The following is a 13,098-nucleotide window of genomic DNA, read 5'->3' as shown; positions in this document are numbered from 1 at the left end:
TAAATTTTATTAAAATTTTGATTTCTTTTAAGATTTAACTTGGCAAAATTCGTAACAAACCTTTATATTTGGAGTACTTTGCAACTCTGCTCCCGATAACTATCGGGATTGCGAAATTAAAACAAATTACAATGAAAAAACTCTTTTTACTCTTTATCGCTTTTACAATAAACTCGATTCAAGCACAAGAAGTCAAAACTCTGACTTATTTTCAAAATGACACGCTTAAATTGGACTTAGATTTGTATCTGCCAAAGAAAAAAGCAAATGAAAAAACTCCTGTAATTCTGTTTGCATTTGGCGGCGGATTTTCTGGCGGCGAACGCACAAGTGAAAAAGACTTTGGAATGTTTATGGCTAAAAACGGCTACGCAGTTGCGAGCATTTCATACAGTTTATATATGAAAGGAAAAGATTTTGGATGTAAAGGTGTTTTAACCGAAAAAATAAAAGCAATTCAAATTGGCGTAAGCGATATGTGGCAGGCAACTTCTTATTTAATTGAAAATGCCGATAAATACAATCTCGATACTTCAAAAATCTTTATTTCTGGAATTAGTGCCGGTGCCGAAATTGGTTTTCATGCGTCGTTTTGGGATTATAAACTTATGAATTTATACAAACGTAATTTGCCCGAAAACTTTAAATATGCAGGTTTCATTGGTGGTTCAGGTGCAATTCAGGATATTAATTTGATTACCAAAGAAAAAGCAATTCCGATGTTATTAGCTCACGGAAGCAATGACGACACGGTTCCTTACAACGCAGGTTCGCATCGCTCTTGCCCTACAAATGCTTCGGGCTGGCTGATTTTGTTTGGATCTTACGCAGTTTACAATCATATGCAGGATTTACATAAAGATATTGAGCTGATTACTTTTTGCGGCGGCGGACATGAATTCTCGGGTTATCTTTTTCATGAAGGACAACAATATGTTCTGGATTTTGTAAATGATGTTTTGAAAGGAAAGAAATTTCAATCACATTTGATTGTTCCTTCTAAAAAAAACGTGAATACTGGAAAATATTTATTCTGCGAATAAATACTTTGACCAAACCAAAATATTAAAAATATTACACACCTTTAAACTGGACTGAAGTCCAGCCCTACAATATTTGTTGAGCCTTTGGCTCTTTCTCTAATTCAGTTCCGCAGGAACAAACTATATTGTAGAGCTGGACTTCAGTCCAGTTTACCGTAATATTTCGCGAATCAACAAATACGCGAACAACCAACCATTTCCGTCAAAAACACCAAATCTTTAGCTTCGCGTAAATATTCTTTTTAATTACGAATAAGTTTAGGTAAATTTGCGCTTTATTTTTAGAATAGTGCAAAAACAAATTATAGTCCTTATTGGAGGTCCTGGTACAGGAAAATCTACACTTATAAACGAATTAGTCGCTCGCGGCTATTGCTGTTACCCCGAAATTTCTAGAGAAGTTACACTCGAAGCTCAAAAAAGAGGTATCGAACAATTGTTCTTAGAACAACCTTTATTATTTAGCGAAATGCTTTTAGATGGGCGTGTTAAACAATATGAAAATGCAAAAAAAGAGCCTGATACGGTAGTTTTTATTGATCGCGGAATTCCTGACGTTACAGCCTACATGGATTATATTGGCGATGAATATCCTGAGCATTTTGCAAAAGCTTGCGAAGATTATAAATATTCTAAAACTTTTATTTTACCGCCTTGGGAAGAAATTTATCAGAGCGACACTGAGCGTTATGAGAATTTTGAACAGGCACTAACAATTCAGAACCACTTAATCGAAACGTATAAAAAATACGGATATGATTTAATTGAAGTTCCTAAAGATACGGTTGAAAACAGAATTCTTTATATATTAGATAAAATTTAGCGGCGGGTTTAAAGTTGCAAAACTAGAAACTGATTTCTAAATTTTTAACTTTAACACTTTGGCCATGCAGGAAGCACAAGATATTCTTTTAAAATACTGGAAACACGAAAGTTTCAGACCGCTACAAAAAGAAATTATTGATTCGGTTTTAGAAGGTCATGATACTTTTGCACTGCTGCCAACTGGAGGCGGAAAATCAATTTGTTTTCAGGTTCCAACTATGATGCGCGAAGGAATCTGCTTGGTTATTTCACCATTGATTGCTTTGATGAAAGACCAAGTAGCGAATCTTCAAAAAAGAGAAATCAAAGCAATCGCTCTTACGGGCGGAATTCATACAGAAGAAATTATTGATCTTCTAGACAACTGCCAGTTCGGGAATTACAAATTTCTTTATCTTTCGCCGGAGCGTTTACAATCAGACTGGATATTAGAACGCATCAAAAATCTTCCTATAAGTTTTATTGCCATTGATGAAGCACATTGTGTTTCGCAATGGGGACATGACTTCAGACCAGCTTATTTAAAAATTTCAGAACTTAAAAAACACTTCCCTAAGATTCCTTTTTTGGCTTTGACTGCAACTGCTACACCAAGAGTTGTTGAAGATATTAAAACTGAATTAGGTTTAAAAGACACTAAACTATTTCAACAGTCTTTTGAAAGAAAGAATATCGCATACATGATTTTTGAAGTTGAAGACAAACTGTATCGTGTTGAACAAATTTTAAAGAAAAACCCGCAGCCTTCTATTATATATGTACGAAATAGAAAATCGTGTTTAAACATCTCAACACAACTACAGTCGCTGGGCTTTAGAGCCACTTATTATCACGGAGGACTTTCGACAAAAGAAAAAGATAAAAATATGCAATTGTGGATGTCAGAACAAGCACAGGTTATTGTTGCCACAAATGCGTTTGGAATGGGAATTGACAAAGACAATGTAAAAACGGTCATTCATACGCAATTGCCAGAAAATCTAGAAAATTATTATCAGGAATCTGGAAGAGCAGGACGAAATGGCGAAAAAGCCTTTTCGGTTTTATTATACAATAATTCAGATGCGAACCAAACTGAACAACAGTTTTTAAGTATTCTGCCTGACAAAAAATTCCTAAAAACGATGTATGTCAAACTGTGCAACTATTTTCAAATAGCTTACGGCGAAGGCTTAGACGATACTTTCTCTTTTAAACTGAATCACTTTTGCAACAAATACGACTTCCCTACTTTAAAAACATATAATGCTTTACAGTTTTTGAATCAACAGGGAATTATCACTATGTCTCAAGAATTTTCAGAAAAGGTTACAATGCAGTTTTTAATTGAATCAAAAGAAGTTATTCGATACACAAGTTTAAATCAGAAAGACGAAGAAATTATTTTGGCAATTTTAAGAACTTATCCAGGAGTTCATGAAATGAAAACACCGATTAATCTTTCGCTGATTGCAAAAAAATCAAATCATACCGAAGAACAGGTTACTTCTCTTTTAGAAAAATTGAGAGAAAAAGAAATTATAGAATACAAATCCAAAAACAATGATGCAACTATATTATTCAATGAAGTTCGCGAAGATGATTTGACTATAAATAGAGTTTCTAAGTATCTGGAAAAACAAAATCAGCTTAAACAAGAACAGTTATCATCTGTTCTATATTATATTAAGGAAAACAAAACCTGCAAAAACAGATTGGTTTTGGATTATTTTGGAGAAGAAACTAATTCTAATTGCGGAGTTTGCTCGTATTGCATTACGCAAAAAGGAAAAATCACAGAGGCCGATTCTATTGCTGACAAAATCTTATCTTTATTAAAAACGGCATCTTTGACTTCGCGAGAAATTCAAAATCAGATAAAACTAGATGCATCAGACATAATACTTGTTCTTCAAGAATTATTAGAAAACAATCATATCGTTATATTAGCGAACAATAAATACACTTTAAAATCATAATGGAAAAATTACGAATTATATTTATGGGAACGCCAGAATTTGCTGTTGGCATTCTAGATACTATTATAAAAAACAATTACGATGTTGTGGGCGTTATCACAGCTGCAGATAAACCAGCCGGCCGCGGACAAAAAATAAAATATTCGGCAGTAAAAGAATATGCACTGGCAAACAATCTTACTTTATTACAGCCAACTAATTTAAAAGACGAAAGTTTTTTAGCCGAATTAAAAGCTTTAAATGCTAATTTACAAATAGTAGTTGCCTTCAGAATGCTGCCAAAAGTAGTTTGGGAAATGCCAAGTTTAGGAACTTTTAATCTTCACGCTTCATTACTTCCAAATTATCGAGGTGCAGCGCCAATTAACTGGGCTATTATTAATGGAGAAACTAAAACTGGAGTTACAACTTTCTTTATTGATGACAAGATTGACACTGGAGCCATGATTTTAAATTCGGAAATCGCCATTGAGCCAGAAGAAAATGCAGGACAATTGCACGATCGATTAATGTTACTGGGAAGTCAGACTGTAATTGACACTTTAAAAATTATTGAAAGTGGAAATGTTACCACAACAATTCAGGAAGACAATGACGAAATCAAAACGGCATACAAACTAAACAAAGAGAATTGTAAAATTGACTGGACAAAATCTGGAGCTGAGATCAATAATTTAATTCGAGGATTAAGTCCGTATCCAGCTGCGTGGTGTTTTTTGAAGGATAAAAATGAAGAATTAAGCATCAAAATATATGAAGCTAAACTAGCTGTAGAAGCACATTCTTATGAAATTGGAACTTTAATCAGCAGTAAAAAAGAAATCAAAATTGCAATTAAAGAAGGGTTCATTCAGCTTTTAAGTTTACAATTACCCGGAAAAAAGCGAATGCAAGTAGCAGAATTATTAAATGGAATAACTTTTTCTGATAGCGCAAAGGTCTATTAACATCAGTAAAACAGGGGTTTGTACCTGTTTTTGATCGATAAACAACACCCTTTATGAACAAAAAAAGCAAGTTATCAACAATTCTAGCTAAAATTAAAGAAAACACTTGCACGCAACGGATTTCCTACTAAATTTGTGTATTAACAATTTTTTTTAACCAACAATTAATAACTAATTATTATGAACAAATCAGAATTAATCGATGCTATCGCTGCTGATGCAGGAATTACAAAAGCTGCGGCTAAATTAGCTTTAGAGTCATTTTTAGGAAATGTAGGATCTACTTTGAAAAAAGGCGGAAGAATTTCATTAGTAGGTTTTGGATCTTGGTCAGTATCTGCGAGAGCTGCTAGAGACGGTAGAAACCCTCAAACAGGAAAAACTATCAAAATTGCTGCAAAAAATGTAGTAAAATTTAAAGCTGGTGCTGAATTAGAAGGAGCAGTGAACTAATAAGAAAGTTCTCTAATCTAAATAATATAATTAAAACCCTCCTCATGGAGGGTTTTTTTATGCGGTTTAACGATTTTATTTGTGATTTTAATTTTTTTATGAGTAAATTTAATAAAAATTGTAGCCGTATGATTTCAGAAAAATTAAAAAAAGGACACCTGCTTATTGCCGAGCCTTCAATAATTGGAGATTTATCTTTTAACAGATCGGTAATTTTATTAGCAGACCATAACAAAGAAGGATCAATAGGATTTATCATTAATAAACCGTTAAAATACACGATTAATGATCTTATCCCGGAAATTGATGCGACCTTCAAAATATACAATGGAGGCCCAGTTGAGCAAGACAATTTGTACTTCATTCACAATATTCCTGAGTTAATCCCGAATAGTGTCGAGATTTCTAATGGAATATACTGGGGAGGTGATTTTGAATCGACCAAAGACTTAATAAACAACGGATCAATCAGCAAAAACAATATCCGTTTTTTCTTAGGCTATACTGGTTGGGATGAAAATCAGCTCGAGAATGAAATGCAGGGAAACTCCTGGATTATTGCTGATAATAATTACAAGAATAAAATTATTGGAAAGTCTACCACTCACTTTTGGAAAGAACAAATTATTGAGCTTGGCGGCGACTATCTCATTTGGTCAAATGCACCTGAAAACCCATATCTGAATTAATTTTCAGATATGGATTCATTTAGTTTTTGCACTAATAAATGAGCCAGATTACTTGTAAACTCTTTTTTTCGATATTTAGTTATCGGTTGTATTCCCGTGATTACATTGGTAAGAAATAACTCATCTGCTTTTTGAAGATCAAATGGCGAAATTATTTCCTCACTTATTTCTATGCCCTCAACTTTTTTAGCTAAAGCCAAAATTTGCTTACGCATAATTCCATTTAAACAACCTTCAGAAACGGGCGGTGTAATAAGTTTTTTGCCTGCAAGCATAAACAAATTTCCTTGCAAAGCCTCGACAACATTTTTAGCATCATTTAACAATATACAATTTGCAAGTCCGTTTTCATCTGCAAAAATACTTCCCGTAACATTAATCATTTTATTAGTCGTTTTAATCGACGATAATAACTGCTTTGTTACATAGAAGTCTTTATACAAATCAACTTCATATTCAGCGGTATTTAAAGCATATAAAGTGTTTTCGAGTGCAACTGCGTGAATCAAAAAAGAAACTTCATTACTCTTTGGAAGATACAGACCGCCATCTTTTCTAAAAACTGTAATTCGAGCTCTTGCAGATGTGGAAATATTCTTTTCTTTAAGCAGATTTAAAATTTGCTCTTCAAAATATTCCATTGTAAAGTTCATTGGAATTTCCATTCTCACCACTCGCATTGAAGCCATTAATCTAAAATAGTGATCTTCAAGAAACAAGATTTTATTATTGATTACTTTTACCGTTTCAAAAACGCCGTCTCCATATAAAAAAGCACGATTTTGCGTTAAGATATTTTCTTCTAGTGCTATGTTTCCGTTAAAATTGATCATAAAAAAACCCTGAATTTTGTTCAGGGCAAATATAAGGCATAAAATAGACTTTTACTAAACAGATCCTATAAGATGTTTCAAATCTGAGATTTGATTCTCCCACAATTGTTTAGCTTCTCCTACTTCTTCTTTTTCAGCGAAATCAACTACCATTAATGATACATCTTTAGTCAATTCATCAACTAAAATATGCAGCTCAAAAAAGTACTCAGTATCCTTACTACTTTCATCAACCCATTTAAATTTTACTTTTTCACCAGTTTTTTTAGAAGCTAATCGCGCTTTTTCCTGCGAATCATTCCAAATGAAAGTAAAAAATTCACCTCTTGAATTAACATTGTCAGCAAACCATTCTGATAAACCTGACGGTGTTGATATATATTGATACAATAATTGCGGCGAAGAATTGATCGGAAACTCGATCTCGTAACGTATTTTTGGATCCATGTGCTACTTTTAATTTTTTCGAAATATAAGAATATATGTTCAAAAACAATGCATTTTTAAAAATATTTTTTTTTCTTCATTTTATGCTTGTACGCTTTAATATTATTTCTATCTTTGCACCCGCAATCAAGAATTCATGATAGCAGTCCAGGCGAGGTAGCTCAGTTGGTTAGAGCGCAGGATTCATAACCCTGAGGTCACGGGTTCAACTCCCGTCCTCGCTACAGGTAAAAAGGCATCACTTAAAAGTGATGTCTTTTTTTTATTTACAGTGATTATTTATGGCAAAATTTGTAACTTACATTTTATAATTATCGCTAAAACAGCCTTTTAAAAACTAAGTAATTCATTAAAAATCATGGATATAGTAAAATTTAAAATCACATCAAAAACGATAAAGGTAGAAGTACGCAATTCGAATAATTATGTTTTTAATTTCAATACTGCTTTAGAAATTGAAAAAGAAGACAAAGATGTTTTATTAAAACTATACAATGCATTAGATCTTCTATTTAAAAAAGAAGCTGTGAGCGAAGTAAAAAACTACATTTCGCCTAACCAAACGAATATACTTGACCAAATTTCTGCCGTTGATAATTTAGAGCAAGAAAAATAATCAACTACTTTTAGTTTTCTAATAATTTAAGGGTTAAAGAAGTTCTTCTTCTTCTTTAACCCTTTTACATTTTAAAACACCACTACTTTTACAGCCACACAACACTCACAATCAAACACTTGTACCTACTCCTTTTACTAGCTCTAAAAACAAAAAGCAACATTTTTAATAAAAATTTAAGCTCTTTTCTTTTACAAAATCATTAACTTGTTATAAAATTTAAAACTACACTAGTTTTAATCTTATTTTAAGCAGACCATTTTCCATCATTTTACCCATAAATTCAAGCATCTGTTAACAGGATTTGCGGTCTGCCACATGCAGTTATTTTATTTTAATTAAAAAAGAATAAATCTATGCGAGTATCTGTAGTCCGAAAAAACATAAAATTTATCCCCGATTCAAAAAGAGTTGTTGCCCGCTATTTTATGAATGGCGAAGAACGAACGCAGCAAATGGTTGCTCGAATAATGACGCTTAATGAAAAGCAGGTTCTAGAGACTCTGGAACAAACACTTCGTGAATTTGCAAGACGTCATCGAAACATCTCGTCTATTTTCATCAAACATTGCGAAAAAATAAGCCCCATAATCGAGTCAATGCAAATTGACTACGAAGGAATGTCTCTGGACCGGAAAATGCTTATTGGCTCGTATTGCACAATGGAATATGCGATCGAGTCAGCGGCTATCTTCAACCCTTCTATTGTAGAAGATTTTGATCAATCTGGTTTAGAAGCAGGTGAAAAACGTGTTATCATTTCTTTTCGCGCGACAGGCGAAGGTCATATATCATCAATTGTTTTTAGAAGAGGAATTCTGGATAAGCACAACAATTTGCAGATCATGAAAATTGGTCACAATATTGATAAAGCCGAAATTGAACACAAAACTTTATTCAACAAAGAGCGCTTCTTGACTAAGTTGTATGAAATGCATACAACAGACAAATATATTGTTCAGATTATGCAGGATTTACCAGATGAGTTTGAGTTTGCTATTTTAAAAAACATACTGAATACTGCACTCAGCGATCCATCTATTCGAGAGGAAAGAAGAACGGCACTTGAAGAAATACTTTGGCTTGCCAATTCATTTTATGATCTGCTATTCAAACACGATTCTGATATTACAGAGCGTGTTATATTTCCAATTTCTGATTCTGAAAGCCGTGGTATCGAAGACGCTCGTTTTGTTCGTTTTATTGACGATGACGATTCCGTGCGCATTATGGCAACTTATACGGCTTATAATGGTCATACTATTTTACCTAAACTTATTTCTACTGAAGATTTTTATAGTTTTAGAGTAATGCCTTTAAATGGTGAAGGTGCTCAAAATAAAAATCTTGCTTTATTTCCCAGAAAAATAAAAGGAAAATTTGCGATGCTTGCCAGAATAGACGGCGTAAACAACTACATTATGTATTCTGACAGAGTAACACAATGGAACAAAACAATTCTCCTTCAAGAGCCGCGTTATACTTGGGAATTTACACAAATAGGAAATTGTGGCTCACCTTTATGGACTGAGGAAGGATGGCTTATTATTACTCATGGTGTTGGCACTATGAGACGATATTGTATTGGCGCTTCATTGTTTGATCTTGATGATCCTTCAAAAGAAATCGGAAGACTTCCTGAACCATTGCTTTCTCCGCTTGAAGACGAAAGAGAAGGTTACGTTCCTAATGTTGTATACTCTTGCGGTGCCATTATTCACAACAACAGCCTTATATTGCCATATGCTGTATCTGACTATTCTTCTACTTACGCCGTTGTTGATCTTGTTGAATTATTGAGTGCTTTAAAGAAAAGTAAACAATAATTTCAAAAACAGAAAACGCATAGAATTAGAAATAAATCTAAAAATATCATTTGGAAGAAAATAAACTTAAAAAAGTTTTTCTTTATTTTGACCTGCATTACAACAAAACAATAATCTTTATCTCTTAAATTTTAAAATAAAGTCCAATGAAATTAGACCAAATTCTGGATAACATTCTTCCTATACCAGAAACTTCAAAACGGCTTCTTCAAGATTGTATTGAAGAAAAAAGTTATTCTAAAGGACATATTTTATTGAGAGCTGATAAAATTGAAACTACTATTTATTTTATCAAAAAAGGAATTGCAAGGGCTTACTCTAATCAAAATGATAACGAAGCAACTTTTTGGTTTGGCAAAGAGGGCGATACTATTTTATCTATGAAAAGCTATGTTGTTTATCAAAAGGGATATGAAGATGTTGAACTGCTAGAAGATTGTGAACTATACGAATTGAAATCAAATAAACTTCAAAAGCTTTTTGAAATCGACATTCATATTGCAAACTGGGGTAGAAAATTTGCAGAAAAAGAACTTATAAAAACAGAAGAACGCCTTATATCACATCAGTTTAGCAATGCAACAGAGCGATATTTGGAGCTTTTGCAAAATAATCCGCAATTAATTCAGCGCGTACAATTAGGCTACATTGCTTCTTATCTTGGCATTTCACAAGTAAGCTTGAGCAGGATTCGAGCTGAAATTAAATAACTTTTATTTTTTAACATTTGTTAAAATCTCCCTGACTTCCTTTTCTAATCTTTGCAAAAAAAAAGATATGAACTGGATTATTTTAATTATTGCGGGATTGTTTGAAGTTGCTTTTGCAACGTGTTTAGGAAAAGCGAAAGAATCAACTGGAAACGAAATGTATTTATGGTATACAGGCTTCCTGATTTCTCTTACAATCAGTATGGGACTTTTGATAAAAGCTACACAAACTTTACCAATAGGCACAGCTTATGCGGTATGGACAGGCATTGGTGCGGTGGGAACTGTTTTGGTTGGAATCTTAGTTTTTAAAGATCCTGCTAACTTCTGGCGCCTTTTCTTTATCACTACCCTTATCGGATCAATTATTGGGTTAAAATCATTATCACATTAATAAAATGTCCCCCAACATTTTCAAGAACTGCTTACAGCTTTTTCTATTTAAACTTGATCATTTAGATTAAGCTGTTTGCCGTTTGTTTTTGAATTGCTTTTTCTTTTTTGACTTTTGCTACATTAAGATAAACTATAGCACCCAACATAACTGCAATGCCTACTAGCTGCAAAAGAGTGACTTTTTCTCCTAAAATAATATGCGCACAAAAAACAGCGGCAGGCAATTCTAAAGTCAGCAATACAGAGCTTAAACCAGCTCCAATTTTTGGCATCCCTACGGAAAAACAAATTGGCGGAATCACCGTTCCAAAAATGGCTAAAAAAGTTCCCCATTGCAGCAATCCAAAATCTAAATGTGTACTTGTAACAATTGCTTCACAGTTGATTAGAAAGATTATCATTGCTGACCCGCTTGTCATTAAAGCGCTTTTTTCAAACATTGGTGTCTCCTTTCCTATCTTACTGGTAAAAACAATATAAAGCGTATATAGCAATGCTGACAATAAACTTAGTAAAACTCCAATAATCGAAATATTAGAGCTGCCCAAATCTAACAGATTGCCTGCTAAAACGGTGCCCAAAATCACAAAAACAGCGCACCATACCTCAACAACATTAGGCTTCTTCTTAAAAAACAGCCATTCTACAGCAATACTCAGCCACGTAATCTGCATTAATAAAACAATCGCCAGTGAAGCTGGAATGTAAGCTACCGAAAGATAATAGGTATAAGCAGAGGTTCCCATTGAGGTTCCTGCCAAGAGTAATTTCCAATTTGGCGTAATTTTTTTTCTGTTCTTTATACTTTTAAAAAGTACTATTGTCCACAAAATCAAAGTTCCCATTAAGGCTTGTGTCAATGTAACTTCCGCAGCAGTATAGCCCTCTCCGTAGGCAATTTTAGCAAATGATGAAAGCATTCCAAAACTTAATGCTCCCAATGCTACAACGAGTATATATTTATTCATTATTTCAACTAAAAATCTATTTTTTGTCCAAACAAAAGTACGCAACAGCGAACAACAATCTATATTAAGAAAATAAATATGTGTTTTATTCTTAAAAAATACAAATAAATCGTTTTTTATCCTAAATTAGAATCTTTTTTATTATCTAACTGGAAAAAATCCGATGCAAGAATTAAACAAACAAGAAATTGAGTTATTGAGAATCCTTCAAAAAAATGCAAAATTTGACATTACGGATCTCACTGAGAAATTAAATATGTCCAGAACTTCTGTTTATGATCGAATAAAAAAACTGGAGAACGAAGGCTATATAAAGGATTATGTTGCGATAATTGATCCTAAAAAAGTAGGATTGAATTTTACTGTTATCATAAATGTTTCCTTAAACAGTCAGCGTCTTGAACTTGTTGAAGAATTTTCTAAACAGGTAGCTGTCCTTGAAGAAGTGGTTGAGGGATATATAACTGGAGGAATTTTTGATTATGTTTTAAAAGTGGTTGTAAAAGATCCTGAAGCTTTTAACGATTTTATTCGAAAACTTTCAACGATTCCAAATATCAGCAAAGTGCAGAGTTCGTTTGTAATGAGCTATATTAAACAATCTACAACTTTGCATTTTTAGTCTCTTAAATTATAAATTTAAGAAGTTTTGAATTGGCGTGAGTCCACCGCTTTTCGGCAGACTTTTTGCTCTTCATAAAAAACTTACAACACTCTAAAAAATGAGTTAAAATAAACTCTTGACATCAATTTTTATTGATAAAAAAATATATTTGTCTAAAACATTATTGACCTTTTTTTAGAACCAGAAAAACATTAGTATGGATAATGAAAAATTTATTTTCTGCCTTGAAGGCGTTCAGGATGTAGATAACATTACAGCTACCGATGTGGTCAAAAATCTTGAAGAAATTGCTTTCGACCAAGGTATTGCCAGTATATACAAAACCTGCGATACTATAGAAAGTCTAGAAGAAAGTCTGAACACATTACTGTATGATGATCATAATTTTAAGGATTATGAAATTATTTATCTAGTAATGCCTGGTCAGGAAAATAACATCTGTCTTCATGATTATTACTATAGCTTAGAAGAAATAGCTGAACTTTTTGAAGGAAAAATGAAAGGAAAAATAATTCATTTTGCTAATAAAAAAAGATTAGACCTCAACGATGATGAGGCGCAGTATTTTCTTGATATTACTGGTGCTCGTGCCATTTCCGGTTATGGTTCTTCTTATAATAAAATTGCCAGCTGCAGCACTATTGACAAGGCTTTTTTCAGCTTATATCAAGAAAACGACGATCTTACTGAAGTGGTCGAAGATTTATATCAAAAACACTATGCGCTTTGCAAATTACTAGATTTTAGATTGTATTATTAAAT

The 13,098-nt window shown here is 33.0% G+C and carries 15 protein-coding genes and 1 tRNA gene; 13 read left to right on the top strand and 3 right to left on the bottom strand.

Annotated features, from left to right (window positions below; all coding sequences use genetic code 11):
* Positions 1 to 131: 131 nt before the first annotated feature.
* The 6 genes from ACHRVL_RS18640 to ACHRVL_RS18615 all read left to right on the top strand — a co-directional run bounded on the left by ACHRVL_RS18640 (position 132) and on the right by ACHRVL_RS18615 (position 5,915).
* Positions 132 to 1,043: an alpha/beta hydrolase family protein gene (locus tag ACHRVL_RS18640; protein ID WP_395414887.1), complete on the top strand. Its 912-nt coding sequence runs from the start codon at positions 132 to 134 to the stop codon at positions 1,041 to 1,043.
* A gap of 289 nt (positions 1,044 to 1,332) precedes the next feature.
* Positions 1,333 to 1,866 carry an AAA family ATPase gene (locus ACHRVL_RS18635; RefSeq protein WP_395414886.1) on the top strand — a complete coding sequence of 178 codons (534 nt, stop codon included), beginning with the start codon at positions 1,333 to 1,335 and terminating at the stop codon, positions 1,864 to 1,866.
* A gap of 64 nt (positions 1,867 to 1,930) precedes the next feature.
* Entirely contained in the window at positions 1,931 to 3,826 is a 1,896-nt protein-coding gene (locus tag ACHRVL_RS18630) for an ATP-dependent DNA helicase RecQ (protein WP_395414885.1), read from the top strand.
* The gene (gene fmt, locus ACHRVL_RS18625) at positions 3,826 to 4,773 is read left to right on the top strand and encodes a methionyl-tRNA formyltransferase (RefSeq protein ID WP_395414884.1); all 948 of its coding nucleotides are present in this window, start codon (positions 3,826 to 3,828) and stop codon (positions 4,771 to 4,773) included. Before ACHRVL_RS18630 ends, fmt begins: the two co-directional genes overlap by 1 nt.
* Before the next feature lie 180 nt (positions 4,774 to 4,953).
* Positions 4,954 to 5,226 carry an HU family DNA-binding protein gene (locus tag ACHRVL_RS18620; protein WP_042567273.1) on the top strand — a complete coding sequence of 91 codons (273 nt, stop codon included), beginning with the start codon at positions 4,954 to 4,956 and terminating at the stop codon, positions 5,224 to 5,226.
* A 128-nt stretch (positions 5,227 to 5,354) separates the two neighbouring features.
* Positions 5,355 to 5,915 (top strand): YqgE/AlgH family protein, encoded by a 561-nt coding sequence (locus ACHRVL_RS18615; RefSeq protein WP_089054126.1) that lies wholly within the window; start codon positions 5,355 to 5,357, stop codon positions 5,913 to 5,915.
* Here ACHRVL_RS18615 and ACHRVL_RS18610 read toward each other — a convergent pair.
* On the bottom strand, positions 5,912 to 6,748 hold the full coding sequence (locus ACHRVL_RS18610; RefSeq protein ID WP_395414883.1) for an aminotransferase class IV: 837 nt from the start codon (positions 6,746 to 6,748) through the stop codon (positions 5,912 to 5,914). The two genes, ACHRVL_RS18615 and ACHRVL_RS18610, sit on opposite strands and share 4 nt — an antisense overlap.
* A gap of 54 nt (positions 6,749 to 6,802) precedes the next feature.
* Positions 6,803 to 7,195, bottom strand: coding sequence for an START-like domain-containing protein (locus ACHRVL_RS18605; protein ID WP_026984135.1), 393 nt, complete (start codon positions 7,193 to 7,195; stop codon positions 6,803 to 6,805).
* 150 nt (positions 7,196 to 7,345) lie between these two features.
* On the opposite strand from ACHRVL_RS18605, the gene ACHRVL_RS18600 reads away from it, so the two are divergent.
* From ACHRVL_RS18600 to ACHRVL_RS18580, 5 genes are all read left to right on the top strand, one after another.
* A tRNA-Met gene (locus tag ACHRVL_RS18600) sits at positions 7,346 to 7,419 on the top strand.
* 134 nt (positions 7,420 to 7,553) lie between these two features.
* Positions 7,554 to 7,811 carry a hypothetical protein gene (locus ACHRVL_RS18595; protein WP_089054124.1) on the top strand — a complete coding sequence of 86 codons (258 nt, stop codon included), beginning with the start codon at positions 7,554 to 7,556 and terminating at the stop codon, positions 7,809 to 7,811.
* A 356-nt stretch (positions 7,812 to 8,167) separates the two neighbouring features.
* Entirely contained in the window at positions 8,168 to 9,637 is a 1,470-nt protein-coding gene (locus ACHRVL_RS18590) for a glycoside hydrolase family 130 protein (protein ID WP_395414882.1), read from the top strand.
* A gap of 146 nt (positions 9,638 to 9,783) precedes the next feature.
* Entirely contained in the window at positions 9,784 to 10,347 is a 564-nt protein-coding gene (locus ACHRVL_RS18585; RefSeq protein ID WP_395414881.1) for a Crp/Fnr family transcriptional regulator, read from the top strand.
* A gap of 67 nt (positions 10,348 to 10,414) precedes the next feature.
* On the top strand, positions 10,415 to 10,741 hold the full coding sequence (locus tag ACHRVL_RS18580) for a DMT family transporter (RefSeq protein ID WP_395414880.1): 327 nt from the start codon (positions 10,415 to 10,417) through the stop codon (positions 10,739 to 10,741).
* 61 nt (positions 10,742 to 10,802) lie between these two features.
* Here the strand turns inward: ACHRVL_RS18580 and ACHRVL_RS18575 are convergent, their stop codons facing one another.
* A complete protein-coding gene (locus ACHRVL_RS18575; protein ID WP_395414879.1) occupies positions 10,803 to 11,711 on the bottom strand; it encodes an EamA family transporter in 909 nt (302 codons plus the stop codon).
* Between the two features lie 163 nt (positions 11,712 to 11,874).
* On the opposite strand from ACHRVL_RS18575, the gene ACHRVL_RS18570 reads away from it, so the two are divergent.
* Both ACHRVL_RS18570 and ACHRVL_RS18565 read left to right on the top strand, forming a co-directional pair.
* Complete coding sequence (locus ACHRVL_RS18570; protein ID WP_395414878.1) at positions 11,875 to 12,333, top strand: Lrp/AsnC family transcriptional regulator; 459 nt, start codon at positions 11,875 to 11,877, stop codon at positions 12,331 to 12,333.
* Positions 12,334 to 12,532: 199 nt separating this feature from the next.
* Complete coding sequence (locus ACHRVL_RS18565; protein WP_089054118.1) at positions 12,533 to 13,096, top strand: DUF6642 family protein; 564 nt, start codon at positions 12,533 to 12,535, stop codon at positions 13,094 to 13,096.
* The last annotated feature ends 2 nt before the right edge of the window (positions 13,097 to 13,098 follow it).

It is taken from the genome of Flavobacterium sp. FlaQc-28 (assembly GCF_044007415.1).
Taxonomy (GTDB): Bacteria; Bacteroidota; Bacteroidia; order Flavobacteriales; family Flavobacteriaceae; genus Flavobacterium.
This window is presented reverse-complemented; position numbering and strand designations above follow the sequence as displayed.

Coding starts and splice junctions, on each gene's coding strand:
- ACHRVL_RS18595 (WP_089054124.1), top strand. CDS start 7,554: ATGGATATAGTAAAATTTAAAATCACATCAAAAACGATAAAGGTAGAA.
- ACHRVL_RS18570 (WP_395414878.1), top strand. CDS start 11,875: ATGCAAGAATTAAACAAACAAGAAATTGAGTTATTGAGAATCCTTCAA.
- ACHRVL_RS18585 (WP_395414881.1), top strand. CDS start 9,784: ATGAAATTAGACCAAATTCTGGATAACATTCTTCCTATACCAGAAACT.
- ACHRVL_RS18605 (WP_026984135.1), bottom strand. CDS start 7,195: ATGGATCCAAAAATACGTTACGAGATCGAGTTTCCGATCAATTCTTCG.
- ACHRVL_RS18630 (WP_395414885.1), top strand. CDS start 1,931: ATGCAGGAAGCACAAGATATTCTTTTAAAATACTGGAAACACGAAAGT.
- ACHRVL_RS18620 (WP_042567273.1), top strand. CDS start 4,954: ATGAACAAATCAGAATTAATCGATGCTATCGCTGCTGATGCAGGAATT.
- ACHRVL_RS18575 (WP_395414879.1), bottom strand. CDS start 11,711: ATGAATAAATATATACTCGTTGTAGCATTGGGAGCATTAAGTTTTGGA.
- ACHRVL_RS18615 (WP_089054126.1), top strand. CDS start 5,355: ATGATTTCAGAAAAATTAAAAAAAGGACACCTGCTTATTGCCGAGCCT.
- ACHRVL_RS18590 (WP_395414882.1), top strand. CDS start 8,168: ATGCGAGTATCTGTAGTCCGAAAAAACATAAAATTTATCCCCGATTCA.
- ACHRVL_RS18565 (WP_089054118.1), top strand. CDS start 12,533: ATGGATAATGAAAAATTTATTTTCTGCCTTGAAGGCGTTCAGGATGTA.
- fmt (WP_395414884.1), top strand. CDS start 3,826: ATGGAAAAATTACGAATTATATTTATGGGAACGCCAGAATTTGCTGTT.
- ACHRVL_RS18580 (WP_395414880.1), top strand. CDS start 10,415: ATGAACTGGATTATTTTAATTATTGCGGGATTGTTTGAAGTTGCTTTT.
- ACHRVL_RS18610 (WP_395414883.1), bottom strand. CDS start 6,748: ATGATCAATTTTAACGGAAACATAGCACTAGAAGAAAATATCTTAACG.
- ACHRVL_RS18640 (WP_395414887.1), top strand. CDS start 132: ATGAAAAAACTCTTTTTACTCTTTATCGCTTTTACAATAAACTCGATT.